Origin of the sequence: Kitasatospora sp. NPDC051853, from assembly GCF_044452665.1 — a bacterium.
In the GTDB taxonomy this organism is placed as follows: domain Bacteria; phylum Actinomycetota; class Actinomycetes; order Streptomycetales; family Streptomycetaceae; genus Kitasatospora.
Map to the genome: position 1 here is coordinate 80,105 of NZ_JBITBY010000018.1, position 23,718 is coordinate 103,822.

A 23,718-nucleotide genomic window follows, 5' to 3' on the forward strand; every position below is an offset into this window, starting at 1 on the left:
GCTTGCATTGACCATGGATTGGCCAGCGCATTTGTTCCTCAGGCGCCCGTCCGCGAGTGCCAGAAACGGCCACCGGAGCTGCCCGGATTCACCGATGTACCGTTACCGGAATCGCCCCGCACCCCTGTTCCGAAGGTGCCCGACCCCGCCTCCCGCCGCTGCTACGGCCCGGCCCGGCCCGGCTCCGGTACGCCGGACCCAGCCCGCGCACCGCCAGCGCTGTGCCGGTCCCGGCCCTGGGGGAGAGGGGTGCCCTGCTCTGGGAGCGCCAGCTGTTCCGGCCGGGCTGTCGCTCCGTCGCCGTGGTGCTCCTGTTGCTGCGGGGGGTGTGCTGCTGCTCCTCGGGGGCGGCAGGCTGTCCGATGTGGTCACCACCCTGTTCAGGCCTGTTCAGGTCTGGTCTGGTGTCCATCGCCTCATTCTGGGCCTGGGCCTGGGCGTGGCCTGCCTGCTGCTGTGCGTGGGGGTTGTAGGCAGGCCGGCCGGGCTGGGGCGTTTTGGGTGTTGTCCGCCTCAGCCGCCACTCCCTTTCCCTGCCCCCTGGTGGTTGGTCAGACGAGGACGAGTGGGTCCTCCAGAGCGTCCACGTTCTTGATGACGTCGATGGACTGCTGGTCGGTGACGTTCTGCTGCGCGACGTTCTGGGTGTTGCTGGAGTGGGAGACGGATCCGGTGGTGTTGCCGTTGTTGTTGGCCTGGTTCTGGGAGTGGATCCCGCTCACCTACGCCGCTGGTCTCCACCTCTACCCCGCCATCGGCCTCGTCCTCCAACATGCCGCCGAGCCCGCCTCCGGCCTGGTGTTGCTGGCGCCGATGACGAGCGACTCCTACCAGTGGCGATGACCGCGGCCGCGCTCACCTTGATGGTCACCCTGCGGTCTGGCCGAGACCTTGATACCCACGGTCGGTGCCACCGAGGCACGGAGTCACATGATCTTGACGATGGTCCAGTTCTGGGGCTTGAGCTTGCTCGTGCAAGGGCCGAGGTACACGTACGGGGTGCGCAGATAGTTCCGGGTGGACTTGTCCGCCGTCCAGCACAGCGTGGCGTCACCCTTGGGCTTGATCCTGGTCGTTTTGTCCACGGCCCACTTCTGGCGGGGGTTGTCGCCGCACGTGGTGGCCAGGAGCGGTCCTCCTTGGATCGCGCTGTTCTGGCGTTGTTTCGGCGCCTCGACGCAGAGGCTGTCGTTCCAGTTCTCCAGCTGGCCCGTCGAAGGGTAGTAGTGCCACTTCTGCGCCGCGATCGTCTTGTCGCAGGCCCTGAGCACGATGGCGGTGTGCTTGAAGTCGGCGGAGTAGAGGTTCTGGGCGCACGTGCCGTTGTACGCCTTCAGCTGGAACGCGGTGTTCTTGTCCGGGAACTCGATGGCGCCGGCGGGGGTCGTGGTGGTGAGGGCGGCGAGTGTGAGGAGTGTGCCGGCAGCCCAGGTCCGGGTCTTGCGCATGGGTGTTCCTGTCAGGTCGGTGCGGCCGTCGGCCATGCGAGGCGGCAGGGAGGTCAGGCCGGCTTGTGAAGGCACACGGCGTAGGCGGTGCCCACGCTGTCACCGTCCTCGGTGTCCTCCGGCGCCTGGTCCCCGGTCACCTCGAAGGTCTCGGCCGCCCAGGTGCGGCCGTTGTGCCACGTCGCGCCCAGTTCCCAGGGAGCCGCGAGGTCCGCGCCGCCGGAGACGGCCACCGTGTCCTCGGGGCATTCGAGCGTCACCGCGGCGTACCAGAGTTCCTCGTCCTCGCCGGAGAGGTCGTGGACGGTCATCGGGCCCGAGACGGTCACGAACTCGGCGGGATCGGCTTGGGTGGCGTGCGCGGTGGTGGCGCCGAAGGCGAGGAGCAGGGCAGCGGAGGCCGCGGCAGCGGCAAGGCGTCGCATCATGAGCACAGGATGTGACAACCGGCGCGGCCGATGCGCTCGTCTGCGTGCAAACAGACCTTCCGGTTCACCGCTACCGGTGACCGCAGCCGAGTGGCCCGGTGGGGTGATGCCTTTCCGGTGGCGGTATCTGATTTTCACCGTTGCCTGCCCGACCACTCGCTGCATGGTCGCCGTCGCCGAGTTGGACGACCTGGGTGGGGCCTGTCGGGGTGTCAGGAGCTCCGCTGAGGAGTGTTTGCGTCGGCTGCGGGGCGGAGACGTTCGCCGGGCGGAACGTGGTCGGCGTCTCCGTTCGGGTGAGCGCGATGATCGCGATGTCGTCGGCGAGGTGGTGGTCCAGTCGCGGACGTCGGTGTCGAGGTGGTGGACGAGTGGCTCGGGTGCGTGGTCGGGGCCGCTGTCCAGGCGTCGGGTGAGGGGGGTAGAACTCGCCGGTGGAGTTGCGCGCCTCGTCCAGGCCGTCGGTGTGGGCCAGGATCGTCGCTCCGCCGGCCAGCGGGATCGGGTGCGGACGGGCGCAGCCGCCGGCGCCCAGCAGACCGAACCCGAGCGGAAGTTCGGCCTGCAGCGACAGTTCGCGGCTTCCGTCCGCGGTGATCTCGAAGGGCGCGAGGTGGCCGCAGTTGACGGCCTGGAGGTCCGGTGATCCGGTCTCGTGCTGGAGGAGGAGGGCGGTGGCGAAGAGCTCCGCGTCCCCGCGGGAGACCGCGGCCCGCTGGACCTGCCGGTCCAGGCAGGCGGCGACCTCGCCGAGGTCCTCGGTCTCGTGGGCCTGGCTGCGGAAGCAGCCCAGCAGGTCGGTGACGGTCTGGACGGCCTGCAGGCCCTTGCCGCGCATGTCGCCGATGAGGATGCGGGTGCCGTAGCGGGTGTCGAGGGCTTCGAGGAAGTCACCGCCGATCGCGGTGCCCACGGTCGCCGGACGGTACAGCCCGGCCAGGCGCAGCTCGCCGAGCGCGGCGGGGATGGGGTGCAGCACGGCGTGCTGGAGGGCGGTGGCGGTCTCGCGCGTACGGGAGAGCCGCTCGGCCTGCTCGCGGCGGGACCACGCCACCGCCCCGGCCGTGGCGCCGACGCCGAGGGCGGCGATCATGCTCACCGGCTGGCTGGTCTCGCCGTGGACCATCGCGTACTGCAGGAGCGAGGCGCCCGCCACCGCGAGCGCGACGACCGGCCGGCCGAGCACGCACGCGGCCACCGCGACCACCACCGTGGCGATCCACAGCAGTTCACGGGCCTGCCCGGGCGCGGGCGCCGCACCGGCCGGGGAGGTGTAGGGCATGGCCTGCGCGGCCGCCGTGCCGAAGAGGATCGCGGAGGGCAGCAGCGCCGCGTACACCCCGAGGTGGGGGCGCGGGATCGCGGCGAGGTAGCGGGCCATCTGCGGGGCCACCGCCAGCATGGTGCCGAAGCCGATGAGGGTGACGACGGCGAAGCCGACGGCGAGCGGGTGCCGGCCGTGGTCCGCGAGCACCTGCGCCAGGGCCAGGCCCAAGGCGGCGAGCGGCAGCCCGAGGGAGGCGCCGGCCAGCGGGGAGACGGAGCGGTGCCGGACGGGCGCAAGCTGTGGTGCCTGACGGCGGCCGGCCGCCGCGAGGCCGCCGCCCTGCTCCCGGCCGGGACCAAACTGTCCGCGCTGCGCCCGGAGCGGGAGGGCGCCGGGGCGGTGTTCTCCGAGCACACCCTGGACGTGGTGGCCACCGCCGGGCTGCTCGCCAAGGCGGGCATTGGCCACCTGGAGGCGTTCTCGACGGAGGTGGAGCACCGGCTGCCTGGCCGCCGCTCCCTGTTCACCGACCTGATGGTGCGCGAGCCCGGCGCCGCGGTGCCGCTGCTCCTGGTGGAGGTCGGCCGGGAGAACGAAGGCATCGGCACCCTGGTCGACAAGCTCACCGCCTACCGCGCCTGGTGCGAACTCCCCGCCAAGGGCGCCACCAGGGCCGCCTTCGACAAGGCCCTCGCCCGCCACGATGCCCGCACCCACGAGCTGCGCCTGTGGTCCGCCCTCTACCCGGCCACCGGCCACGAGGGGCCGCCGCCCGTCGCCCTCGTCTTCGAAGCCGGCCGCAAGCGCGCCCGGCCCGGCAGCGCCCCGCTCACCGACCAGCAGAAGGCCGAGAAGGAGAAGGCCGACCGCCGCCGGCTGGTGCGCCGCGGCCAACAGGTCGAGGCCGCCTCCGAGCACCTCTGGTACGCCCCGCGCTACCGGGAGGACGGCATCAGCGCCCGCAACTACCACCGGGCGCTGCCGGTGGTGGCCACGACCCTGCCGCTGCTGCGCGAGCGCGGTGCGGACGCGGCGATCTGGCGCCGCTTCGGCCGTACCGGCTGGCACACCCTCGCCGGCGCGCTCGACAACCCGGACGGCGACCGGCTGCTGAAGGTCGAGCAGGCCGCCATCGAGCAGGCCCGCCAGGAGAAGGAACGGCAGGAGCACGAGCTCCGCCGCCCGTCCTGCCGGCGTTGCGCGGCGAAGTTCACCGACGAGCGGTGGGCGGAGAAGGAGAGGGCCTGGAAGGACGACGGGCTGTGCGCCGCCTGCCGCCAGGCCGACGCCGACCAGCAGTCCCAGGCGGAGGCTGAGCGGGAGCGGGCCGCCGCCGAAGCCGCAGCAGCATCGGCGGCGGCCGAGGCCAAGCGGGCCAGCTTTTGGTGGCGCCGGACCTGACCGCGGACACCGGCCGCCTGGTGCGCAAGGCCCACGTGCTGCGCTACGAGATGACCACCGCCCGCCTCGGCGCCGAGCGCGAAGCGGCCCAGGCCGCCGAGCAGCAGCCCGGGCGACTGAGCCCCCGAAACCGACCGGCCGGACGGCCGCTGTCGGCGCCCGTCCGGGTGACGTTCGCGAGTTCGGGCCCCGTAGGTAGGGGCGGGCTGGGACGATGCCCGGGTTGTGATTGTCTGATGGGTCCGGAGCCGGGCCTGCGAAGGGAGTACCGCCGTGGCAGAGGACTGGGGCCAGTACCGGCCGTGCACCGCCGACGACACGAAGGCGTTTCTCGCGGTGCCGGGCATCGTCGACTACGTGACCCGAGGCCTGCAGTTCACCGGGCCGGTCGAGATCCTCCCGGAGGCGGTCCGCGCATCCAAGGACAACCCGAAGCGGCTGCAGTACCTGGTCATGGGCGGACAGCCCACCATTGATGCCGACGAGGACAACCGCGAGGGCTACGCCTTCGTCACCGACGGGGCCATCGCGGCCCCGTTCAAGCCGATCGTCCTGCCGGTCCTCACCTGAGCCGGCCACCGTCGGGCCGTCCGCGCCTGCGGATCGCGCTGTCCCAGCCTGCTCTACCCCCGTCCCAAGCTGTCCGGTTCGGGCGTTTCGCTGGGACGGATGTGGGACTGTCCTAGGACAGTCCCACCCCGTTTTTGCTGGTGGGAGCGTTTTGCAAGAGTGCTGGGACAGGCGATCGGCTACCGGCTGGGCGAGACGTTGACCTCTGACAGGCGACCCTGACCGATTGCCAGGTGAGTTTGACCGGCTGGGGGCCGCAGGTCAGGTGTAGACGTTGTGGCCGTACTCCTCACGGCTGACCTGGAAGTCGTCCGGCCGGTCGCGGCGGAGCTCTTCGTACCGCACCCCGAAGATGTCGATCGCTTCGTGGAGCGTGCAGCCGGTCGCGTCCATGATCTCTTTGAAGGCCCGGACTATGCGCTCGTCCAGGATGTGACGGTCCACGCTCTCGGGCAGCTGTTCCATGGGCTGACCGTACCGACAGCCGTTCGACTGTGCCGGTCAATATCACCTGGCAAACGGTCAAGATCGCCTGTCAGAGGACAGACGTCCTCTATGGCGGTGAGCAAGCGCGCGTGGCCGGTGCCAGCGGCTTCGCGGGTGTCCGGGGCCGGGGCCTCGAGCTGCGGGGCGATCAGTGCGGCGGCCGCAGCGAGGACCGGCACGGTCGCCGACCGAAGGTGCAGCAGCTGGGCGGCGGCCCGCTCGCTGGGCGTCGCCTGGGAGCGAGTCGGGATCAGGGAGCCTATGCCGCGCGGCTTGGCGCTGCTCGCTGACCCAGTCTCCCGTGCGCGGACGGGTGATGATCACCATGGCCGCTTCCCCGCCGCACCGCCGGGCAGGGCACCGTGGTGTTCCCTGTCAGGTCAGCGTGCTGATGGGGGCGGTCGGGCTGGCGTCCTCGAATCCCCTGCGCACGATGATCGTCGGGAGCTAGGGTCAGGCCGACAGACGTCGCAGCATCCTCCAGGAACTCACCGTAGGTGGGCCCTGAACGAAATGTGGAGACATACATGGAGCCGGTGCCGGTCACCAGCGCGGGACTTGTGCTTGTCTGGCCGCTCATCCCGCGTTGGCTGCATGCCGCCGGGCTGCTGACGAAGAGCAGCGAGGACGCGCCGGCGGGGTTCGCTGATGACGCCGACCGCTTGCGGGCTGCGCAGGCCCTCGACTACGTCGCGTGGGGCGACGAGTCGGACGGGAACGGAAGCACGGGCCGGCGCAGCACGACCAGCACCTGGCTGGTCGGCCTGCCGTCGGACACGGACGCCCCGACCGCCGAGCCGCTTTTGGCTGATCTTCGTGCTCAGCTTGATCAGCAGCTGGCGGCCGCTCTCAATCAGCTGATCCAGCTCCAATTCCACGCTGGGCAGTCGCGCACTGGCCTCAGAGGGGTCACCGTTCAGGACCTGCGCCAGCTCTACCTGCAGCGACCTGGGCAGGTGCTGCCGAATGACAGTGGAGCGACCGTCTCTGTGGATTTGCACCCTGGGGACATACTGCTTTGGGGGCTGCCGTGGCCTCTGGAGCAGGTGGCGTACCCCTGGCTGGACAACCCGTTGAAGATCTCTTGGGAGCTGCCCCAGCTCCCGGCCCAGGCTTGAGCCGGGGTGGTCCGCCTGCCGATGGACAAGGCCGCCACCAGAAACGGACTCAACGCCCACTCAGTCCTTGGACGGCCGCACGGCGAAGGCGTGGTTGGCATCGTTGGTGAAGGCGTCGTAGGGGTGCAGGGCGCCGTTGCCGCGCAGGACGAAGTCGCCGGCCTGGCCGTTCCACGATCCGACGTGGGCGCTCTCGACACTGTTCCGCTGGAGCATCGTGACCAGCTCGTGGATGTTGGCGGAGGTGGCACCCGCCGGGATGAGGCCGTTGTTCGCCGCGATCGCCGCCGGGCTCTCATCGGCGTCGGTCCCCGCGAGAAGCAGTACGTTCGTCTCGTCGGTCATCTGTGGCGCTCCCATCGAGGTGAAGATCAACTGGGATCTTACGTACAGCCCCCCTGGTGCTGAGCGGCCGCAGGCCAGATCCAGCCACATCCCCACCACCCGAACCGCCATCCGGCCCGACGGTGGCGGCCAGGCCGACGGCCATCTCCCCGCCGCGCTGCCGCCGGCCTCGTCCGGCACCTCCACGGGCGCCTCCGCCCGCACCTCCATGGCCCTGCCGCCCCGTAACGGGACAGCCGCAGGCCAGGGGCCGGGGACAAGGGGGTCGGGTCGTGGCGACAACTCCTCTCCCTCTCTCCTGCGCGTCCGTGATGCTGCCGCTGTCGAAGACCGGAGCAGCGCGGAGAAGAAGGAGGGGGAGTGGAAGCGCGGATCGACGGCCCCGGTGCGGGGCGGTGTGCTGGCCGCGCTCGGCCTGTTCCAGCGGGCCACCCCCAGGGAGCTGTGGCCGCTCGTCCTGCCCCACCAGCGATCCGACCGCTCCATCCGCGACGCCCTGGGCGACCTGCGGGATGCCGGGAAGGTCCGCGAGGAGCTGCGCCTGCCGGACGGCCGCAAGCTCTGGTGCCTGACCCCGGCCGGCCGCCGGGACGCCGCCGCGCTCCTGTCGGCCGGGGCGAAGCTGGCCGCGGCCCGCCCGGTGCGCGAGAAGCGGGCTGCCGCGTACTCCGAGCACGCCCTGGACGTGGTGGCCACCGCCGGGCTGCTCGCCAAGGCGGGCATCGGCCACCTGGAGGCGTTCTCCACGGAGGTGCAGCACAAGCTGCCCGGCCGCCGCACCCTCTTCGCGGACCTGGTGCTCCGCGACCCCGGCGCCAACGTGCCGGTGCTGCTGGTGGAGGTCGACCGGGAGAACGAGGGCAACGGGACGCTGCTAGAGAAGCTGACCGCCTACCGCACCTGGTGCGAGCTGCCCGCCCGGGGCGTCAGCCGCAAGGACTTCGAGGCCTCCCTCGCCAAGCCCGGACCCGCGGTCAACACCCTGCGCCTGTGGTCGGCCCTATACCCGGCCACCGGCCGCGAGGGCCTGCCCCCGGTCGCCCTGGTCCTGGAGGCCGGCCGCAAGCGCCCCCGCCCCGGCACCAAGCCGCTCACCCCCGCGCAGAAGAAGGCCAAGCAGGAACGCGACGACAAGCGGCTGCTGGGCCGGATCGAGGCGGTGGAGGCGGCCTCCGAGAACCTCTGGGCGCCCTCGGCCGCCCGGAAGGAGGGGGTGAGCGCCCGCTACTACCATCAGGCGCTGCCCGTGGTGGCGACCACCTTGTCGCACCTGCGCCGCTTCGGCGCCGATGGCGAGGTGTGGATCCGCTTCGGCCGCCCTGGCTGGCATACCCTCGCCGACGCGCTCGACAACCCGGACGGCGACCAGTTGCTGGAGCGCCAGCTTGCCGCCCTGCACCGGCGGCGGGAGGAGGCCGAGCGGCTGCGGGTGGAGTTCGAGCGGGAGCAGGCGGAGCGGGAGCGCGTGGCGGCCGAGCTGCGGCGGAGGGAAGCCGATCGCGCCCGGCAGGAAGCCGAGGAGGCGGCCGAGCGTGAGCGCCGTCGTCCGGCCTGCGGCCGCTGCTCGGCGACGCTCTCCGACCAGCGGTGGGCGGACATGGTCCGGGCCGGGGTCTGGGGAGACGACGGCCTGTGCGATGCCTGCCGCCAGGCCGACGCCGACCAGCGGGCACAGGCACCGGCGGAGGCCGAGTGTGAGCGGGCCGCAGCCGAAGCCGCAGCGGCCGAGGAGAGGCGGGCTGGCTCCTGGTGGCGCCGGACCTGACCGGCCGCTACCCGGGGGTGCGCGATCCTGCTTCACGACGGCCGCCTGGCCCTGATCCGGCGGGAGCGCCCTGACGGCGCCGAGCACTGCCTGCCCGGCGGCCTCCTCCAGTCCGGCGAAGACCCAGGCACCGTCCTGCACCGCGAGCTCCTCGAAGAGCTCGGCCTGGGCGAGGCGATGCTTCGGCTGTTGGTGGGAGGAGAGCTCGGTGCGGCTGGTCGAGGCGGCTGCCGCTGCAGGCGCTCCCCGGATGCTGGCCCCGTGCGGCAGGCTCCGCTCCTGGCTTGTAGATCTGTACGGGCCATTGGGTGCGTACCTGTAAAGCTGATAGCTGTTCTGACAAGCATCTGCTAGCCACTCTTACTTCTCTTCCTTGCAAATGCGAGACTCTCCTGAAGAGGCGAGAGGAGCTGAGGATGACCGGGGAACCGGAGCGGGACACCTCGCAGGAGTGGCTGCGGGGGCTGGAGGTGTTCGCCGGGCCGTTGCCGGAGTTCGATCCGGCCCTGGCGCCTGGCGATCCGGTGCGGTTGTTCGTGGCCTGGCTGGAGGAGGCGGTGGCGGACGGGGTGCGGGAGCCGCACGCCATGACGCTGTCGACGGTGGACGCGGCCGGCGACCCGGACGCGCGGGTCCTGATCCTGAAGGGCGTCGGCGCGGCGGGCTGGCAGTTCGCCGCGCACGCGCTCAGCCCCAAGGGCGAGCAGCTGGCCGGGCATCCGCAGGCGGCGCTCACCTTCTACTGGCCCGAACTCGGACGCCAGGTGCGAGTGAGGGGATCGGTGACCTCGGGGACGGCGGAGGAGAGCGCGGCGGACTTCCTGGCTCGCTCGCCCTCCGCCCGCGCGGAGGCACTGACGGGCAGGCAGAGCCGGCGTGTCGAGGACACCGACGCCGGCCCGGACGGGGCACTGGACAAGGCGCTGGCGCTGATCGAGCAGGAGCCGGGACTCGTCGATCCGGCCTGGACGCGCTACACCCTGGCCGCGACCAGGGTGGAGTTCTGGCAGGCCGCGCGCAGCCGTGCGCACACCCGACTGCGCTACGAACGCGACGGCGAGCACTGGCAGCGGTACCGGATCTGGTCCTGAGCGAGGCAGGGGCACAAGGCAGGGACAGGGGGAGGGCACCGTGACCGTCTCGTTCGAGCAGGTCCGTTCCGGGGCCGTCCGGCCCGAACGCGTTGTGGTCGGGAGCGGTGTGCTCGGGCGGCCCGATCCGCGGGTGGCGAGGGTGGTCGCGGAGGCGCTTGGCGGCGCGCTGACGGTCCTGAACGTGATCACCGGCCCCGGTGCGCGGTGCGGTGCGGTGGCGGCCGGGCCGCGTACCGCACCGGCGGCGCCGCGGGCGGCGGTCGGACCGATGCCCGCGGTGGACGCCGTCGTCGGCGAGCTCCCCTTCGTGGACGGCGCGTTCGACGCGGCGATGGCGATCCTCAACGTGCACCGGTGGACCGACCTGGCGGTGGGCCTGCGGGAGATGCGCCGGGTGACCCGTGGCCCGGCCGTGATCCTCACCCACGACCCCTTGTTGGTGCGGGAGTTCTGGCTGCACGCCTACGCACCCGAGGTGCTCGACGCCGAGGCCGTCCGCTACCCGCCGGTCGCCGACCTGGTATCCCTCCTGGGCGGGCGGGTGAGCGTCCGTCCCGTGCCGGTCCCGCTCGACTGCACCGACGACTTCAACGAGGCGTACTACGGCCGGCCGGAGCGGCTGCTCGACCCGGCGGCCCGGCAGGCCGGCTCGGCCTGGGACCTGGTCGGCGACGCGGTCCGAGACCGCTTCGACCGGGCCCTCCGCCACGACCTGGCCTCCAGTGCCTGGGACGCCCGGCTGGGCCACCTGCGCCGGCAGGCCAGCCACGAAGGGGCGCTCGTCCTCGTGCGCGCGACCCCGTGACCAACCGGAACAGCTACAGGAACAGGAACGTCACCATGGGAGCACCGGACCGGATGGACGAGCAGTTGCGAGCCCTCGGGCTGGTCGCGGCGCAGGCGAAGGCGGAGCGGCTGTTCGCCGAGGTGGCGGCGCGAGGGCTGGTGGCGCCAGGGGCCGGTGAGCGCGAAGTCAGCGACCGGATCAGGGACTTGGCGAACGAGATGTTCGGCACCACCAAGCACTGGCACAAGCGGATCGTCCGCTCCGGCCCGCACACCATGTTCCCCTACAAGGAGAACCCGCCGGACCGGACCATCGGGGAGGACGACATCGCCTTCGCCGACTTCGGCCCGATCTTCGAGGAGTACGAGGCCGACTTCGGCCGCACCTTCGTCTTCGGCGACGACCCCGACAAGCACCGCCTGCGCGACGACCTCTCCACCGTCTTCACCGCGGGCCGGGCCGCCTTCCACGCCGACCCGCACATCACGGGCGGTCAGCTGTACGCCCGGATCGAGCACTTGGCAGCCGAGCGCGGCTGGACCCTCGGCGGCTGGCACGCCGGCCACCTGGTCGGCGAGTTCCCCCACGAGACCATCGACGGCGCCAAGGCCGAGTCCTACATCACCCCCGACAACCACACCCCGCTGCGCCGCACCGACCGGGCCGGCTGGCACTGCCACTGGATCCTGGAGATCCACCTCGTCGACGAGCAGCGCGGCTTCGGCGGCTTCCACGAACAACTCCTCGACCTCGCATGACAGCGCAGGATGACGCTACGGCCGGCCTCGGGCCGACGAAGGCGGGCAGGACGGCACGCGACTGGGAGATCCGGCGCTTCACCGCAGCGGACACGTCCGCCGTCACCGCCCTGCTGCACCGCGCCTACGCCGAGCTCGCCGCGGCGGGGCTGAATTTCACCGCAGCCCACCAGGACGAGGGGACAACGCTGCGCCGGGCCTCGGCCGGTGCCTCCTGGGTCCTGCTGCACCACGGTGTGATCGCGGCAACCAGCACGATCTCCCTGCCGCCGGAGGACGGGCTGCGGGCACTCACCGCCCAGGCCCGCGAGCCGGGCCGGGCGTGGCTCAACCAGCTCGCTGTCGACCCCGGGCACCGGGGGCCGGGCCTGGCCCGGCTGCTGCGCGACACCGGCTTCGACTGGGCCCGCCGGGCCGGCGCCCACTCGGTGGGCCTGGACACGGCACGACCGGCCGGCCACCTGGTCCGGCTCTACACCGGGTGGGGCTTCGCGGACACCGACGAGATCCGGTGGCCCGGAAAGACCTACCGCAGCAACGACCTCAACGACCACGACCTCCTGCGCAACGCCCAACACGCCGTCCGCGTCGGCACCCACCCGAGCCTGGACGCGGTCGCCCACGTCACCGTCCCGACCGACCCGGCCGCCGTCGCCGCCGAGATCACCCGCCTTGCCGGGGCCACCGCGGCACTCTAAGACCCCGCACGTAGAGCTGAGGGTGTGGCTGGAAGGGGTGGGGCGGCGCCGGAGTGCTCGCGTGCGCCACGGGTCGGCCGTGCTGGTGCCGCGCAGGTGGGCCCGGACGGTCGTCGGCACCCATCTGAGCTGTGGACGGCCTCGAATTCCCGTTGGAGGAGGCGCATCCGGCGTCGCCTCAGGCGGAAGCGGTCCCCATGCTCACGTTGGTCCTGATCGGCATGCTCGGCGGCCTGATCACCGCGGTCTCGCCGTGCATCCTGCCGGTCCTGCCCGTGGTCTTCCTCGCCGGCGGCCCGAGTAGCGCACCCCCACCACCGGCCACCGCGCAGGGCTCGGCGCCGACCGGAGCCGAGCCGGACGACGGGACAGTCCTGACGAGCGCCCCCGAGGCACCGCCCGCACCCGGCCGCACCCGCAACCGCCGCCCGTACGCGGTCGTGGCCGGCCTGGTCCTGAGCTTCAGCTTCTTCACCCTGCTCGGGGTCACGATCATCTCGGCGCTGGGCCTGCCGCAGGACGTCCTGCGCTACACCGGTCTGGCGCTGCTGGTGCTGATCGGCCTCGGGCTGGTCTTCCCGCCCGTCGAGCACCTGCTGGAGCGGCCGTTCTCCCGGATCCCGCAACGGCGGGTCAACCAGGAGGGCAGCGCCTTCGTCCTCGGTCTGGGGCTCGGACTGCTCTACGTCCCCTGCGCCGGTCCGGTCCTCGCCGCGATCACCGTCGCGGGCGCACGCGGGGAGATCAACGCGGGCATCGTCGCCCTGACCCTCTCCTTCGCCGTCGGCACGGCGATCCCGCTCCTGGTGTTCGCCCTCGCGGGCCGCCGGGTCTCCGAGCGCGTCGCCGCCTTCCGCACCCGCGCCCGCAAGCTTCGGATCGCGGCCGGGCTCTTGATGATCGTGCTGGCCTTCGCGCTCGCGTTCGACGTCACCACCGCCCTCCAGCGGGCCCTGCCCAACTACACCGCCGGCGTGCAGAAGCAGGTCGAGGACAACGACACCGCCCGCCAGAAGCTCTCCGGCCTCTTCGACGACTCCAACAAGGACCTCGCCCGCTGCGAGGACGGCGTCGACGAGCTCCGCTCCTGCGGCACCGCCCCGCCGATCGCCGGCATCGCCACGTGGCTCAACACCCCGGGCGGAGCGCCTGTCGACCTGGCCGCCCTGCGCGGGCGAGTGGTCCTGATCGACTTCTGGACCTACTCCTGCATCAACTGCCAGCGCAGCCTGCCCCACATCGAGGCCTGGGACCGTGCCTACCGGGACAAGGGCCTGACCGTCATCGGCGTCCACTCGCCCGAGTTCGCCTTCGAGAAGAACCCCGGCAACGTCGCGGACCAGGCCCGCAAGCTCGGCGTCACCTACCCCGTCGCCCTCGACAACGACCTCGACACCTGGGACAACTACCGCAACCGCTTCTGGCCCGCCAAGTACCTCATCGACGCCCAGGGCACCGTCCGCTACTTCACCTTCGGCGAAGGCCGCTACGCCCAGACCGAGAACCTGATCCGCGACCTCCTGCGGCAGGCCGATCCCACCGTCCAGCTGCCCGCGGCGACCGGGCAGGCCAACGACGAGCTGGCAGCCGACCGCACACCGGAGACCTACCTCAGCACCACCGGCATCCGCGGCTACACCGGCACCCCCGCACTCGTCCAGGACACGGCGACCACCTACGCCTTCCCCGCCGGCGACCTCCCCCCGGGCCGGCTCTCCCTCGCCGGCACCTGGACCACCGGCTACGAACAGTTCACCGCCGGCCCCGACGCCCGCCTCGCCTTCACCTACCGCGCCAAGAACGCCAACCTCGTCCTCGCCGGCGAAGGCACCGTCACCGTCCTGGTCGACGGCCGGCAGACCAAGACCCTCCAGATCCACGGAACCCCCACCCTCTACCGGCTCACCGACGACGACACGGCCCGCCAGGCCCACCTCGAACTCCGCCTGACCCCCGGACTCCAGGCCTTCGCCTTCACCTTTGGCTAGAGCGCGCTTCGACGCGCTGAGCTGGTGACGTGGCCTTGCATGGGGCGGCTTTGGCCCCGGGGAAGGGCGAGCGTTTCGCCACCTTGATGCACGCTGCGCGCTCCGGTTCGACTCCTTGACGGTCTTTCGGCCGTACACCTTGATGCTCACCTTGGAAGGCTCCGCCGGGCACCTTGGAGAGCCTCCCGGGTACCTTGGAGACGCCCCCGCCACCGGTTCCGAGAACCTTGGAAGCCGGGCAACATCGCAGGTCAAAGCATTGGTGACGGTCGGCCCTCGGATACCTTGATGCCCCGCCCAGAACCTTGGACGGGCCATCAAGGTGAGGGGGCGGGTCAGGCCTGCAGCTCGGTCCAGCCGATCGGTGCCCGACGCTCGCTGCCGAGCGGGTGCCACACCGGGGCGGCGGGCCCGTGCAGGGCCAGGTCTTCGAGGCGGGCGGCGCCGGCCGGGACGGCGGCCAGGAGTTCGGCGGTGGTGGGGTTCTCCTCGGCGGCGAGTAGCAGGTCCTCCACCGCCGCGTCGAGGTCGGTGGCCGCCGTGCCGGTGAGGACGATCAGCAGGGTGGGGAAGGTCCGCCAGCGCTGCTCGCGGGCCTGGCCGGTGCCGTCGGGGCCGGGGTGCTGCCAGGGGCGGGCGCAGGCGGCCAGCTGCTCGGCGGCCTGCTCGGTGCCCGCGCTCGGCCGGTGGAGCTCGACGAAGGCGCGCAGCCGCCGGCGGTGGTGGCGGTGTAGGCGAGTACGGCGGCGGGCTCGTACGCCTGCGTGTCCGGGCCGATGGAGTGGGTGGGGTCGGGACCGGGTCGAGTAGGCCGCCGCTCTCGCCGCGGGTGCGGGCGTCGGTGATGAAGGCGTCGTGGATGCCTGCTGTGCCGGGTCTCGGTGGCCAGCACAGATCGGTGGACCTGTCGTCACGAGGACGAGCGGGGGGCTGCCGCCGGGACGTGGTAACCGCCCCGGCGGCTGGTTGGTGCTGCCTAGCGGGCTTGCTCGCCTGCTGCTCCCTGGTGCGAGGTGTCGTGGTTACCCGAGTACCTGGTCGATGGTCAGTGTGAGGGTTGCGGCGAGGGTGAGGGTGCCGACGAAGGCGAACGCTGCCCGGCCGATCACCTGCGAGGGGCCGGCCCCCTCCCGGTGGGCCAGCAGCCCGGCCGCCCAGCCCACCAGCAGTGCGAGGACCACGATGACGGCCGCGGCGAGCAGGGTGACGGCCACCTTGGTCGAGTTGTTCACGAGGAGTCTCCGTTTCCTGGGTGTGACGTGCTGCCAGGGAGGACACTGCTCTCGAAGGGGTTCGCCGAGGTTCGGCTGAACCTTCGTGAACCTTTCTGAACCGAGGCGGACCGTGTGCCGGGGGGCGACGTGGCTCAGCAGGACGACTTCGGGCTCGCCGACGCCCCGGCCACCACGACGGGGCGCGGCGCACTCGTCCTGCTGCGCCAGGAACTGGAGCGGGGGCGAGCTGGCCGCAAGCTGACGAAGACCCAGCTGGTGGCCAGGACGGGGTTGGGCAAGACCACCGTGATCCAGGCGTTCAGCATGAGCGCCCCGCCTCCCAGCGCGCTCACTGTCGCGAAGCTGGCGGACTGCCTCAAGCTGGACCGGGACCGTCTTCTCGAACTGCTCGCGAACAGCGCAGTACGGCCGCCTTCGGCCGCCGTCGAGTCCGTCTCCTCCAGCCCGTTGCCTGTTCAGGGCGAGCCATCGGGGGGCGGCGGTACCGGTGACACCCGGACGGACGAGGCGGTGGCCCGGATCGCAGGCCGGGTCCTCGCCGACGAGACGGAACAGGTTTCCCGGCTGCTGGGGCCCGGCGGACACCGGATCGACCTGGTGTTCCGGTGTCTCCCCGAGCCGGCCAACAACGCGGTCGGCGCCCCGAAGCAGGGAAGCCTGCGCGACGCGCAGACCTTCTACCTCGGGCTGCGACCGGCCCGTCTGGTGATCACCGGCGACGCCGGCGCCGGGAAGACGCTGCTGGCCGTTCACCTGATCCTGGCGCTGCTCTCGAACCGGTCCCGGTCCGGGCCTGTCCCGGTGCGCTTCTCGATGGCGGACTGGCCTCCAGGGCTGCCGCTCCGGCGGTGGCTGACCGAGCAGGTGGCCGACCGCTTCGCCGGCGAGGGCATTAGCCGCCGCCGGGCCGCCTCCCTGATCGAGCGCCGCCGGATCCTTCCGGTACTCGACGGCTTGGACGAGATGGACGCGGCCGACACCCCCCTCGCCCGCAGCCGCGCCTACCAGGCACTGGAGGAGCTCAACTCCTACCAGGACGCACAAGGTAGCGCACCGGTGGTCCTTACCTGCCGCACCGAAGTGTACGAACGGCTGGCAGCCCTTCAAGTGCGGATGCGGGACGCGGCCCGTATCCGCATCGAAGCGGTGTCCACCGTCGAGGCAGTCTCCTACCTCACCGACCGCACCGCCGACCCCCAACGCTGGCAACCGGTACTTCGGCACCTGCGGACACCCGAACCGGGCCCGCTGGCCGCCGTACTGAACACTCCATGGCGGCTGAACCTGGCAGCTACCGTCTACGAGCAGCGCGACGCTGAACTCGCCTACCGGCGCGACCCGGCCGACCTGCTCGCCTTCACCTCCGCCGAGCAGGCGGGTGAGCACCTGCTCGAGCTCTACCTCCCCTCAGCGTCGGCCCAGCACCCTACCGCCCCCGACCGCTACCCGGTCGAGGACACCCGCCGCTGGCTCGGTGTCCTGGCAGCCGGATCCACCGCCGGGACACCAGGGCCTGCGACGGACCTGTACCTGTACGAGCTTTGGCAGCTCATGCCCTGGCGGGTACGGACTGCCGAACTCCTGCTGGTCCTGCTGTGGGTCGCCCTCCTCTGCGGGTGGGCGTGGCTGGCGGAGCCCGTTGCGATCAGGATATGGATGGCCAACGCCGTGCTGCTGGTCGTGCCTCTCGGCCTGCGTGCCTGCAAGCGCCGGCTCGTGCCGCGAGCCGCGCAGCTCGGACGGTTGGGCACCCTCGCCGGATTGCGGTTGATGGGGCGGCGCCTTGTCGGAGCGGGCACGGCGGGCTGCTTGATCGGCCTCTTCATGGCGGGCTTCGTGACTCTGGCCGGGGCTCTCGGCGGTCTCCTCGACAAGCCCGAGATGCCCGAGTTACCCAACCCGCTCGCGGTTATGGCGGTCGCGACTGCGGCCTGCGTGGGCATCGGCCTCCCGGCCGGACTGCTTTTCGGGATTTTGATTGGACTGACAGGGCCGGTCGCCTGGGAAAGCACGGCTGTGCCGCTGACTCGCTTTGGCGAGTATGCCCGAGCGGAATGGTGGAGGAAGCTGACCTACGGTCGCTCGGTCGGCACGGTTGTCCAACCTCGTCCCGATCCGCACCTCGCGATCCGCGATGACCTGTTGGTCGGGTTCGTGTTCGCGCCAGTGGTTCTCCTGTTCGGCGTATCACTCGCCATCAAGGGGCTCCGAGCTGCTACTCACGGGCCGCCGCTCACCCTCGAAGCGCTCGCCGTCTTCCTCGTCCTCGGCCTCTTGGCCGGGCTGTACTTCCTGACCGGAACTGGCCGGCGCTACCTGGTGTTCCTGCTCTGCGCGCGCGGGAAACTCCCCTGGCGGCTAGGCCGGTTTCTGCGCTGGGCCTACGGAGCCGGCCTGCTCCGGGTGTCCGGAGCCGCTTACCAGTTCCGCCACCGGGAACTCCAGAACTGGCTCAGCACGCGAACCACATCCATCCCGTCGCGCCGCGACTGACCGGCTCAGTAACAGCTGGACACCGTTACCGGCACCCCACTCACTTCGGCCGCGCCGGGCGGTCCCCCCTGCTGGAGGCGTTGGACAGCCCGCACACCCGCGAGGCCTACGACGAGCGCCAGGCCGCCCGGAAGGAGAAGGCCCGCCAGGAGCACGCCGAGCTGATGGCCACCCTGGCCTGCTCCGACTGCGGCGACGTACCGCGCCTGGAGACCACCACGGTGTACGGCCTCCGAGGCGAGCAGCAGTGGGTCCGCCATCCGGGCGGCCGCTGCTGGGACTGCCACCAGCAGATCCAGGAACACCGCAAGAAGCAGCGGGAGGCCAAGGCGAAGGCGCGCCTCGAGGCAGCCCGCGAAGCCAACGCGAAGCTGCGCCCGTGCTGGACGTGCCGCGGTTCGATCGGGGGTAAGGAGGGCTCGCGGCGGGAGCTGACGCAGGAGGCCGGCCCCAACCGGCTGGAGTGCCCGCACCGCGCGAAGACCCGCAGGGACAAGAAGCTCGGCCCGCTGGTGCTCCCGCTGCCCACCCTCCGGGAGCAGCTGGCCGCCTGCCGCTCCCTGGTCATACTTACCTCCTCGAAGCCCACCTTGGAAGGCCCCCCAGGGCACGTTGGAGGGCCTCCCGGAAACCGGGGTGCCGGATGTTCTCCGCGCTCGGCGGGGGGCCTGGTCTCGGTGGTGTTGTTTTGTCCTCTTCACTGGTCTGGCAGCCTGATCGGGTGACCGGTGGCCTGTGCGTGCATCTCCAGGAGGACGATCGGCACTCGCTCGGTGTGCGGGTCGAAGGTGATGCCGTGGTCGGCTGCCCAGGTGGACATCTGGGCGATCACCTCGCGGCGGGTGGCCAGGGGTTGGACGCCGCGCACGGCGTAGGCCGTCAGCGGCAGGTCGCCGATCACCTCCTGCGGGAGGCCGAGGCCGAACCGCCGCTCCAGCACGCCGAGGCTCCGGTCCTTGCGGGCGCGGTAGTCGGTGCCTGGGTGCGGCCTGCCGTCCGGGGTCAGGACGCCGGCGGCGATCAGGTCGGCCAGCAGCAGGTCCGGCTGCTCGCCTCCGCGGAGGTTTTCCTCCAGGAGCCCGAAGCCGACCAGCACCCGCCCGTCCGCCGCGTAGGCGACCTGGGTGGGCGGGTGCTCGGGGGAGGGCTGGTAGTGGAACACCTCCGCCCCGCCCTGGGAGATCTCGGCCAGCCGCTCCTGGGCCCGGACCGCGCCGTACTCGAGGGCGAAGGACCATTCGCTGTGCGCGCCGACCCGGACCATCCCGTCGCACTCCGGGCTTCTCCCACTGCCCGGCATCATCTCCGATGCCTGTCCGTGGGTGAGTGGACGGTCGATCAGGCCCGCGCCCGGGTCGGCGCCCAACCGGGCGGCCAGTTCCTGGGGGCCGACCCCCTTGGCGAGCAGAAGTCCGCTTAGCCACTGCATCTGCTCGTCGTTGAACCACCGGATGCCCACGTTCGTCTCCCCGCCTCAACGTTGTTCGACCGTTCAGGCTATGACGAACCGGTGACACGGCCGGTCCGATCGCTCCGCACCACCTCTGCCGGCAGGGCGACCAGGTCCTCCCGGATCCGGGCTGGGGTGACCGTTGCCAGCGGCATCTTCCGGGTGCGGGCGGTTGGAGCGGCCGGGTGAGCCGCCTCGAGGCCGCTCCTGGCGGTGTCGGTGGCCGGCCGCCTTCCGCCCTGGGGCGGGTTTGCGGCGACGAGCGTTGCCGTCGCTCGTTGGCCGGGCCGGTGCGGTCAGTGGATTCGCTGCCCTGGTGGCCGCTGCTGGGACCGCCACGAGCAGCACCAGGAACGCCGCAAGAGGGAGCGGGAGGCCAAGGCCAAGCAGCAGCTCGAGGCGGCCCGCACCGCCAACGCTGCGCTCCGCCCGTGCTGGACGTGCCGGGGTGTGATCGAGGGGAAGGAGGAGTCGCCACTGGAGCTGACGCCGGAGGCGTTACGCCGTCGCTAGAAGTGCTCGAAGTCGAGCTCGTTCTTGTCCTTCGCCTGCCCGAAGACTCGGATCACCGACACCGGCGCGTTGGGATCTTCGTCGTCCCGCGTGACCTCCTGGATCAGGTTCAGCAGCCGTTCGCTCGCGTTCAGCTCGAACCATTCCCCGGTTCCCTCGGCGACCGCCAACCACGGCCCCGGCTCCGAGACCTCGGGGACAAGTACCTCCAGGACGAACTGCTGCTGCTCATCCGCCTTGGCCCGGACCCGCGTACCCACGATTCGGTCGGTACGTATCTGCATGGTGCTCACGTTTGTCTGCCCGGTCGAGACCTCCAGCCACACCTGGGGTCCTCGCTGGCTGGCGAGGCTGCCCAGCAAGGTGTGGGCGATCGCGGCCAGTCCCTCGCCCACGGCATCCGTCAGGCTGTCGCTGCCCGTCCTGCCCTGAGCGTCGGAGGTGAGCTGCTCGGCTTCTGCACGGTGGTCGGTTTTCTTGGTGCCGCGCACGTGCGCATCCCTTCTCCGGGCACTGGCGATGTGCCAGTCGGACCAGGCTGCCCAGGACAGGGGACTCCCACGCCCACTGGAGTCCGAGAGGCCCGAAATTCCTCTCTTCCCTGAAGATCTCAGGCGTAGCCTCTGGTCATGAGCGAACCGTGGAGGCGGCTGACCGACCGTCTGAACCCCGATGCGGAGCCCGAAGCACTGTTCGAGGGGGTTCCCGAGCACCTTGACGGCTTCGTCCGGACCTGGGTGAAGGAGACCCTCTCCGAGGAAGAGCTCACGACGAGGCTGGTGCTGCGACTGCGCCTGCCATCTTCCCTCTCCGCCTACAAGGTGGCCGCGTTGGGCACCAACGATCCGTTGCAGCTGCTGGAGATCGTGGATGCGACGTTGTCACTCCTGCCCCTTTACGGGATCGGCGTCAGGGTCCCGTTTCATGTGCGTGTCAGGGATCTGGACATCCTGCTCACTGAGGGTGGGTCAGCGTGGGCGGTGGCGGAAGACCAGTTGTCCCTTCAGCGGCGTGTGGACGACACCGCGGTTGCGGCGGCCGGTGCCGCTCGTGCCGGCGCCGCGTCCGCTGAGGCGGCCGGCTCGGCTGCGGATCATCTGAAGGCGGCGTGGCAGGCCGCGTACGGGATCAGCCCGAGTCCGCACGAGGCATACAGCCAGGCCATCAAGGCAGTCGAGTCGGCCGCCCATGCCGTGGTGGAGCCGAACAACACGATGGCGACGCTCGGTTCGATGATCGGAGTGGTCAGGAACTCCCCAGCGAAGTTTAAGCTGGCCATCGACGGCGGCCCGAACGGCGGTGATCCTGCTCCCTTGCTGGCGATGCTGCAGCTGCTGTGGCAGGGGCAGACCAGCCGGCACGGTGCCCAGACCGTAACCCGGCCGGAGAGCCAGGAGGCTGCCCAGATGGCTGTGCACCTGGCAGTTACCCTCGTGCAGTGGTTCACCTCCGGTGCTGTGGTCCGGGTTCCGTAGCTCCGGAGTTCTCCCTCGTTCGGCAGTTCCACGATCCCGGAACTGCCGCATCTTCCTTCAGGGCCTCCCTGCTGACGGTCGAACCCTCGGCGGCCCAACGCGGCTGCGCTAGCCTCAACTGACGGACACACAGATGTGAAGGAGGAGCGATGCACCTCACCTTCGACCCGGCCGAGGCTGATGGGCTGCGCGAGGCAGCGCGGGACGCCGCGCTGGAGGATCCGCGGTTGGCATACGTCCTGCTGGACTTGGCCGAGCACGGCGTGGACCTCAACCGATGCCGGACCTGGGACGAGATCCGGGCCGAACGTGGCCTGCCCGATGACCAGGAGCAGCAGGTTGCCTGAGCGACCCTCACGCCGACGGGCCGTCATCACGTTCCACAAGGTGGCCGAACGGCAGATCGCGGAGATGGACGCCGACGCCCTGGCCCGCCTTGATCCGCACCTCAACGCGATCGCGTTGGATCCGAAGACCGGCGTTCAGCGCCAACCGTCCAGCCCGGTCCGCGAGTACGCCAAGGACGGCGTCCGCATCGCCTATGTCTCTACCGTGCTCGGCACGATTGTCTTGGTGGCCTACGTCGAGGTCAGCTGACAGGAGCCATTTCCCCGCGTCCCTCTCGGTGGCAGACGTCATCGTGTCTGAGCGCTGGTGGGAAGAGCAGACGGTGAGGGCCGCCGGCCAAAGTTCGGGGTACCCCGAACAAAAACCACAGGTGACGTGCATGACTGCACGTCACCTGTGGTGAACGGGGACGCGGCAACGTCGGCCGTTCTACTCCCGGGAGCCGTCGGTGGAGCCCGTGCACACACCTGGGAGGGCACCTTGTAGAGCGGGTGCCTGACTGATCGACAGAGTCACACGGGCTTCCCGAAGCCGCAATGGCAAATGGGACAGCCATGCATCAATTCTGCCGTGACGAGGGTCTGTCGAGCCGCCGTGTTAGGGTCCACGCCCCTTGCCCCGGTAGTAGAAGCGGTTTCAGGGGAAAATCGCAGGTCAGAGCGCGAATCGACTTGCACAACCCAGGGTTGTAAACCTTCTCCTTGCAGGGGTGGCAAACGATGGCACACCCCGTCCTGAACTCATTACTTCCGGTCTCCCGGTTGGACGGATTCGCATCAAAGCGCTCTGGAGGGCTGGAGCACGACCGTGGTGTGCGAGCAGAGGTGGGATCATCGATGGGTGGTCCACAACGCCGGGTCGGCAAACCCGAGTTGGCCACAGTCGACAGGGCCATGAGGCCCTGCTGGAGCCTGTGCACCCTCCCGAGCCCAGCTCGGGCACACCTAAGGAGAATGACAGCCTTATGGCGATGATCCCCTTCTTCCGCCGGTCCGGATCCACCCCCTGCACCGGGACCAACGAGCCGCCGCGCAACCGTCGGCACCTCTCCGGCACCGAAACGGTCGTCGTGATCGTGGTGCTCGTCCTCGCCGGAGCCCTCGCCTACAGCGGAATGCCCGTCTTCGGCATCATCGACCTGCTCGCCGGCACGGCCTACGTGGCGACCAAGCTTGTCACCTCCACCCGCTCCGGCAACGGACCGGTTGCCCAGACCGTCCCGACAGCCTGATCGAGTGGGGCGTCCCGAACGCCCCATCACCTCGTTCAGCGAAGAGATCGCCGCGCTGGCGATGGACCTCCGGGCCCACCGCCAGCGCGCTGGCCTCAGCTACGCCCAACTCGCCGAAATGGCCAGGATGGACCGGACGCGGCTCTCCCGAGCCGCGTCCGGAAAATCCGTCCCGCCCATGGCCGTCGTGGAGGCGTATCTGACGGGGTGTGGGGCCACGAAGAAGCAGATCGCCCGTACCCGCGGACTATGGCGCGCCGCTCGCCGCGCCGGTCGGCAACGTCCCGAGGAGGCCCCGCAGCACATCGCGTTGATCAAGGACCGACTCGGGCTCTCGGTTGCGATGCAGCACCTTTACCTGAAGATCGGCAGGCCATCCCTGCGCGATCTCGAACGCCAGGCGGGCGCACACGGCGAACTCCCCCGAAGCAGCCTCAGCCGAGTCTTGCGAGGTGACGCTCCACCCAACCGCGCTCTTCTGGAGGCCTTCGTCAAAGCCTGCGCAGTGCCGGCCTCCGAGATCGAGACGTGGCTGGAGGCATGGGACCGAGTCAACCGTCCCCGCCGCCACGAGGGAGCGAACCACTTCCACTCTCCCGCCCTCGCCTTGAGGGCGGCGCGAGCCAACCAGCTTCTTGCTACCTCGGGCCCCGACGACTAGTCCACCAGCCAGCCCCGCTGTTGGCACCGACCTGAACCACCCTCAATGATCCAGCGGTCCCCGCTGCAGCACCGCCGAGCCCGAGTCTTGAGTGCTACTGGTTTCGTGACGATCCGCCACGAAACCAGTAGCCCGCGGGCGACCCCGGACTTGGCCCGA

Annotated in this window: 27 protein-coding genes; 17 read left to right on the forward strand and 10 right to left on the reverse strand. The window is 70.8% G+C overall.

Annotation, left to right across the window (positions count from 1 at the left end):
- Positions 1–551: 551 nt before the first annotated feature.
- The 4 genes from ACIA8O_RS37190 to ACIA8O_RS37205 all read right to left on the reverse strand — a co-directional run bounded on the left by ACIA8O_RS37190 (position 552) and on the right by ACIA8O_RS37205 (position 3,371).
- Positions 552–722: a hypothetical protein gene (locus ACIA8O_RS37190; protein WP_396298488.1), complete on the reverse strand. Its 171-nt coding sequence runs from the start codon at positions 720–722 to the stop codon at positions 552–554.
- Between the two features lie 204 nt (positions 723–926).
- Positions 927–1,448, reverse strand: coding sequence for a ricin-type beta-trefoil lectin domain protein (locus ACIA8O_RS37195; RefSeq protein WP_396298489.1), 522 nt, complete (start codon positions 1,446–1,448; stop codon positions 927–929).
- Positions 1,449–1,501: 53 nt separating this feature from the next.
- Positions 1,502–1,876 carry a hypothetical protein gene (locus ACIA8O_RS37200; protein WP_396298490.1) on the reverse strand — a complete coding sequence of 125 codons (375 nt, stop codon included), beginning with the start codon at positions 1,874–1,876 and terminating at the stop codon, positions 1,502–1,504.
- A 70-nt stretch (positions 1,877–1,946) separates the two neighbouring features.
- Complete coding sequence (locus tag ACIA8O_RS37205) at positions 1,947–3,371, reverse strand: PP2C family protein-serine/threonine phosphatase (RefSeq protein ID WP_396298491.1); 1,425 nt, start codon at positions 3,369–3,371, stop codon at positions 1,947–1,949.
- Between ACIA8O_RS37205 and ACIA8O_RS37210 the strand changes: the two genes are divergently transcribed.
- Both ACIA8O_RS37210 and ACIA8O_RS37215 read left to right on the forward strand, forming a co-directional pair.
- Positions 3,336–4,544, forward strand: a complete 1,209-nt coding sequence (locus tag ACIA8O_RS37210; RefSeq protein ID WP_396298492.1) for a hypothetical protein — start codon at positions 3,336–3,338, stop codon at positions 4,542–4,544. The two genes, ACIA8O_RS37205 and ACIA8O_RS37210, sit on opposite strands and share 36 nt — an antisense overlap.
- Positions 4,545–4,817: 273 nt before the next feature.
- Positions 4,818–5,114, forward strand: coding sequence for a hypothetical protein (locus ACIA8O_RS37215; protein ID WP_396298493.1), 297 nt, complete (start codon positions 4,818–4,820; stop codon positions 5,112–5,114).
- 261 nt (positions 5,115–5,375) lie between these two features.
- On the opposite strand, the gene ACIA8O_RS37220 is transcribed toward ACIA8O_RS37215, so the two are convergent.
- Positions 5,376–5,579, reverse strand: a complete 204-nt coding sequence (locus ACIA8O_RS37220) for a hypothetical protein (protein WP_396298494.1) — start codon at positions 5,577–5,579, stop codon at positions 5,376–5,378.
- A gap of 548 nt (positions 5,580–6,127) precedes the next feature.
- Here ACIA8O_RS37220 and ACIA8O_RS37225 point away from each other — a divergent pair.
- Positions 6,128–6,718 (forward strand): contractile injection system tape measure protein, encoded by a 591-nt coding sequence (locus ACIA8O_RS37225; protein ID WP_396298495.1) that lies wholly within the window; start codon positions 6,128–6,130, stop codon positions 6,716–6,718.
- Between the two features lie 60 nt (positions 6,719–6,778).
- On the opposite strand, the gene ACIA8O_RS37230 is transcribed toward ACIA8O_RS37225, so the two are convergent.
- Complete coding sequence (locus ACIA8O_RS37230) at positions 6,779–7,063, reverse strand: hypothetical protein (protein WP_396298496.1); 285 nt, start codon at positions 7,061–7,063, stop codon at positions 6,779–6,781.
- 385 nt (positions 7,064–7,448) lie between these two features.
- Between ACIA8O_RS37230 and ACIA8O_RS37235 the strand changes: the two genes are divergently transcribed.
- From ACIA8O_RS37235 to ACIA8O_RS37265, 7 genes are all read left to right on the forward strand, one after another.
- Positions 7,449–8,828: a replication-relaxation family protein gene (locus ACIA8O_RS37235; protein WP_396298497.1), complete on the forward strand. Its 1,380-nt coding sequence runs from the start codon at positions 7,449–7,451 to the stop codon at positions 8,826–8,828.
- Between the two features lie 24 nt (positions 8,829–8,852).
- Positions 8,853–9,182, forward strand: coding sequence for an NUDIX domain-containing protein (locus tag ACIA8O_RS37240; RefSeq protein WP_396298540.1), 330 nt, complete (start codon positions 8,853–8,855; stop codon positions 9,180–9,182).
- 62 nt (positions 9,183–9,244) lie between these two features.
- Positions 9,245–9,919 (forward strand): pyridoxal 5'-phosphate synthase, encoded by a 675-nt coding sequence (locus ACIA8O_RS37245; protein ID WP_396298498.1) that lies wholly within the window; start codon positions 9,245–9,247, stop codon positions 9,917–9,919.
- Positions 9,920–9,959: 40 nt separating this feature from the next.
- Positions 9,960–10,727, forward strand: a complete 768-nt coding sequence (locus ACIA8O_RS37250) for a methyltransferase domain-containing protein (RefSeq protein WP_396298499.1) — start codon at positions 9,960–9,962, stop codon at positions 10,725–10,727.
- Between the two features lie 35 nt (positions 10,728–10,762).
- The gene (locus ACIA8O_RS37255) at positions 10,763–11,467 is read left to right on the forward strand and encodes a M24 family metallopeptidase (RefSeq protein ID WP_396298500.1); all 705 of its coding nucleotides are present in this window, start codon (positions 10,763–10,765) and stop codon (positions 11,465–11,467) included.
- Entirely contained in the window at positions 11,464–12,165 is a 702-nt protein-coding gene (locus tag ACIA8O_RS37260) for a GNAT family N-acetyltransferase (protein WP_396298501.1), read from the forward strand. Before ACIA8O_RS37255 ends, ACIA8O_RS37260 begins: the two co-directional genes overlap by 4 nt.
- A 197-nt stretch (positions 12,166–12,362) precedes the next feature.
- Positions 12,363–14,153, forward strand: coding sequence for a cytochrome c biogenesis protein DipZ (locus tag ACIA8O_RS37265; protein ID WP_396298502.1), 1,791 nt, complete (start codon positions 12,363–12,365; stop codon positions 14,151–14,153).
- A gap of 335 nt (positions 14,154–14,488) precedes the next feature.
- Here the strand turns inward: ACIA8O_RS37265 and ACIA8O_RS37270 are convergent, their stop codons facing one another.
- Together ACIA8O_RS37270 and ACIA8O_RS37275 are read right to left on the reverse strand one after the other, a co-directional pair.
- The gene (locus ACIA8O_RS37270) at positions 14,489–15,067 is read right to left on the reverse strand and encodes a hypothetical protein (RefSeq protein WP_396298503.1); all 579 of its coding nucleotides are present in this window, start codon (positions 15,065–15,067) and stop codon (positions 14,489–14,491) included.
- Between the two features lie 108 nt (positions 15,068–15,175).
- Positions 15,176–15,385 carry a hypothetical protein gene (locus ACIA8O_RS37275; protein ID WP_396298504.1) on the reverse strand — a complete coding sequence of 70 codons (210 nt, stop codon included), beginning with the start codon at positions 15,383–15,385 and terminating at the stop codon, positions 15,176–15,178.
- A gap of 129 nt (positions 15,386–15,514) precedes the next feature.
- Between ACIA8O_RS37275 and ACIA8O_RS37280 the strand changes: the two genes are divergently transcribed.
- Entirely contained in the window at positions 15,515–17,881 is a 2,367-nt protein-coding gene (locus ACIA8O_RS37280) for an NACHT domain-containing protein (RefSeq protein ID WP_396298505.1), read from the forward strand.
- A gap of 80 nt (positions 17,882–17,961) precedes the next feature.
- On the forward strand, positions 17,962–18,606 hold the full coding sequence (locus ACIA8O_RS37285) for a hypothetical protein (RefSeq protein ID WP_396298506.1): 645 nt from the start codon (positions 17,962–17,964) through the stop codon (positions 18,604–18,606).
- Here the strand turns inward: ACIA8O_RS37285 and ACIA8O_RS37290 are convergent.
- A complete protein-coding gene (locus ACIA8O_RS37290; protein WP_396298507.1) occupies positions 18,579–19,340 on the reverse strand; it encodes a DUF6461 domain-containing protein in 762 nt (253 codons plus the stop codon). The genes ACIA8O_RS37285 and ACIA8O_RS37290 overlap by 28 nt on opposite strands.
- Positions 19,341–19,840: 500 nt before the next feature.
- A complete protein-coding gene (locus tag ACIA8O_RS37295) occupies positions 19,841–20,335 on the reverse strand; it encodes a hypothetical protein (RefSeq protein ID WP_396298508.1) in 495 nt (164 codons plus the stop codon).
- A gap of 138 nt (positions 20,336–20,473) precedes the next feature.
- On the opposite strand from ACIA8O_RS37295, the gene ACIA8O_RS37300 reads away from it, so the two are divergent.
- From ACIA8O_RS37300 to ACIA8O_RS37320, 5 genes are all read left to right on the forward strand, one after another.
- Positions 20,474–21,319 carry a hypothetical protein gene (locus tag ACIA8O_RS37300; RefSeq protein ID WP_396298509.1) on the forward strand — a complete coding sequence of 282 codons (846 nt, stop codon included), beginning with the start codon at positions 20,474–20,476 and terminating at the stop codon, positions 21,317–21,319.
- Positions 21,320–21,468: 149 nt separating this feature from the next.
- Entirely contained in the window at positions 21,469–21,666 is a 198-nt protein-coding gene (locus ACIA8O_RS37305) for a hypothetical protein (protein ID WP_396298510.1), read from the forward strand.
- A gap of 40 nt (positions 21,667–21,706) precedes the next feature.
- Positions 21,707–21,916, forward strand: a complete 210-nt coding sequence (locus ACIA8O_RS37310; RefSeq protein WP_396298511.1) for a hypothetical protein — start codon at positions 21,707–21,709, stop codon at positions 21,914–21,916.
- Between the two features lie 715 nt (positions 21,917–22,631).
- Positions 22,632–22,898: a hypothetical protein gene (locus ACIA8O_RS37315; protein WP_396298512.1), complete on the forward strand. Its 267-nt coding sequence runs from the start codon at positions 22,632–22,634 to the stop codon at positions 22,896–22,898.
- Between the two features lie 4 nt (positions 22,899–22,902).
- A complete protein-coding gene (locus ACIA8O_RS37320; RefSeq protein ID WP_396298513.1) occupies positions 22,903–23,559 on the forward strand; it encodes a helix-turn-helix domain-containing protein in 657 nt (218 codons plus the stop codon).
- Positions 23,560–23,718: the final 159 nt, after the last annotated feature.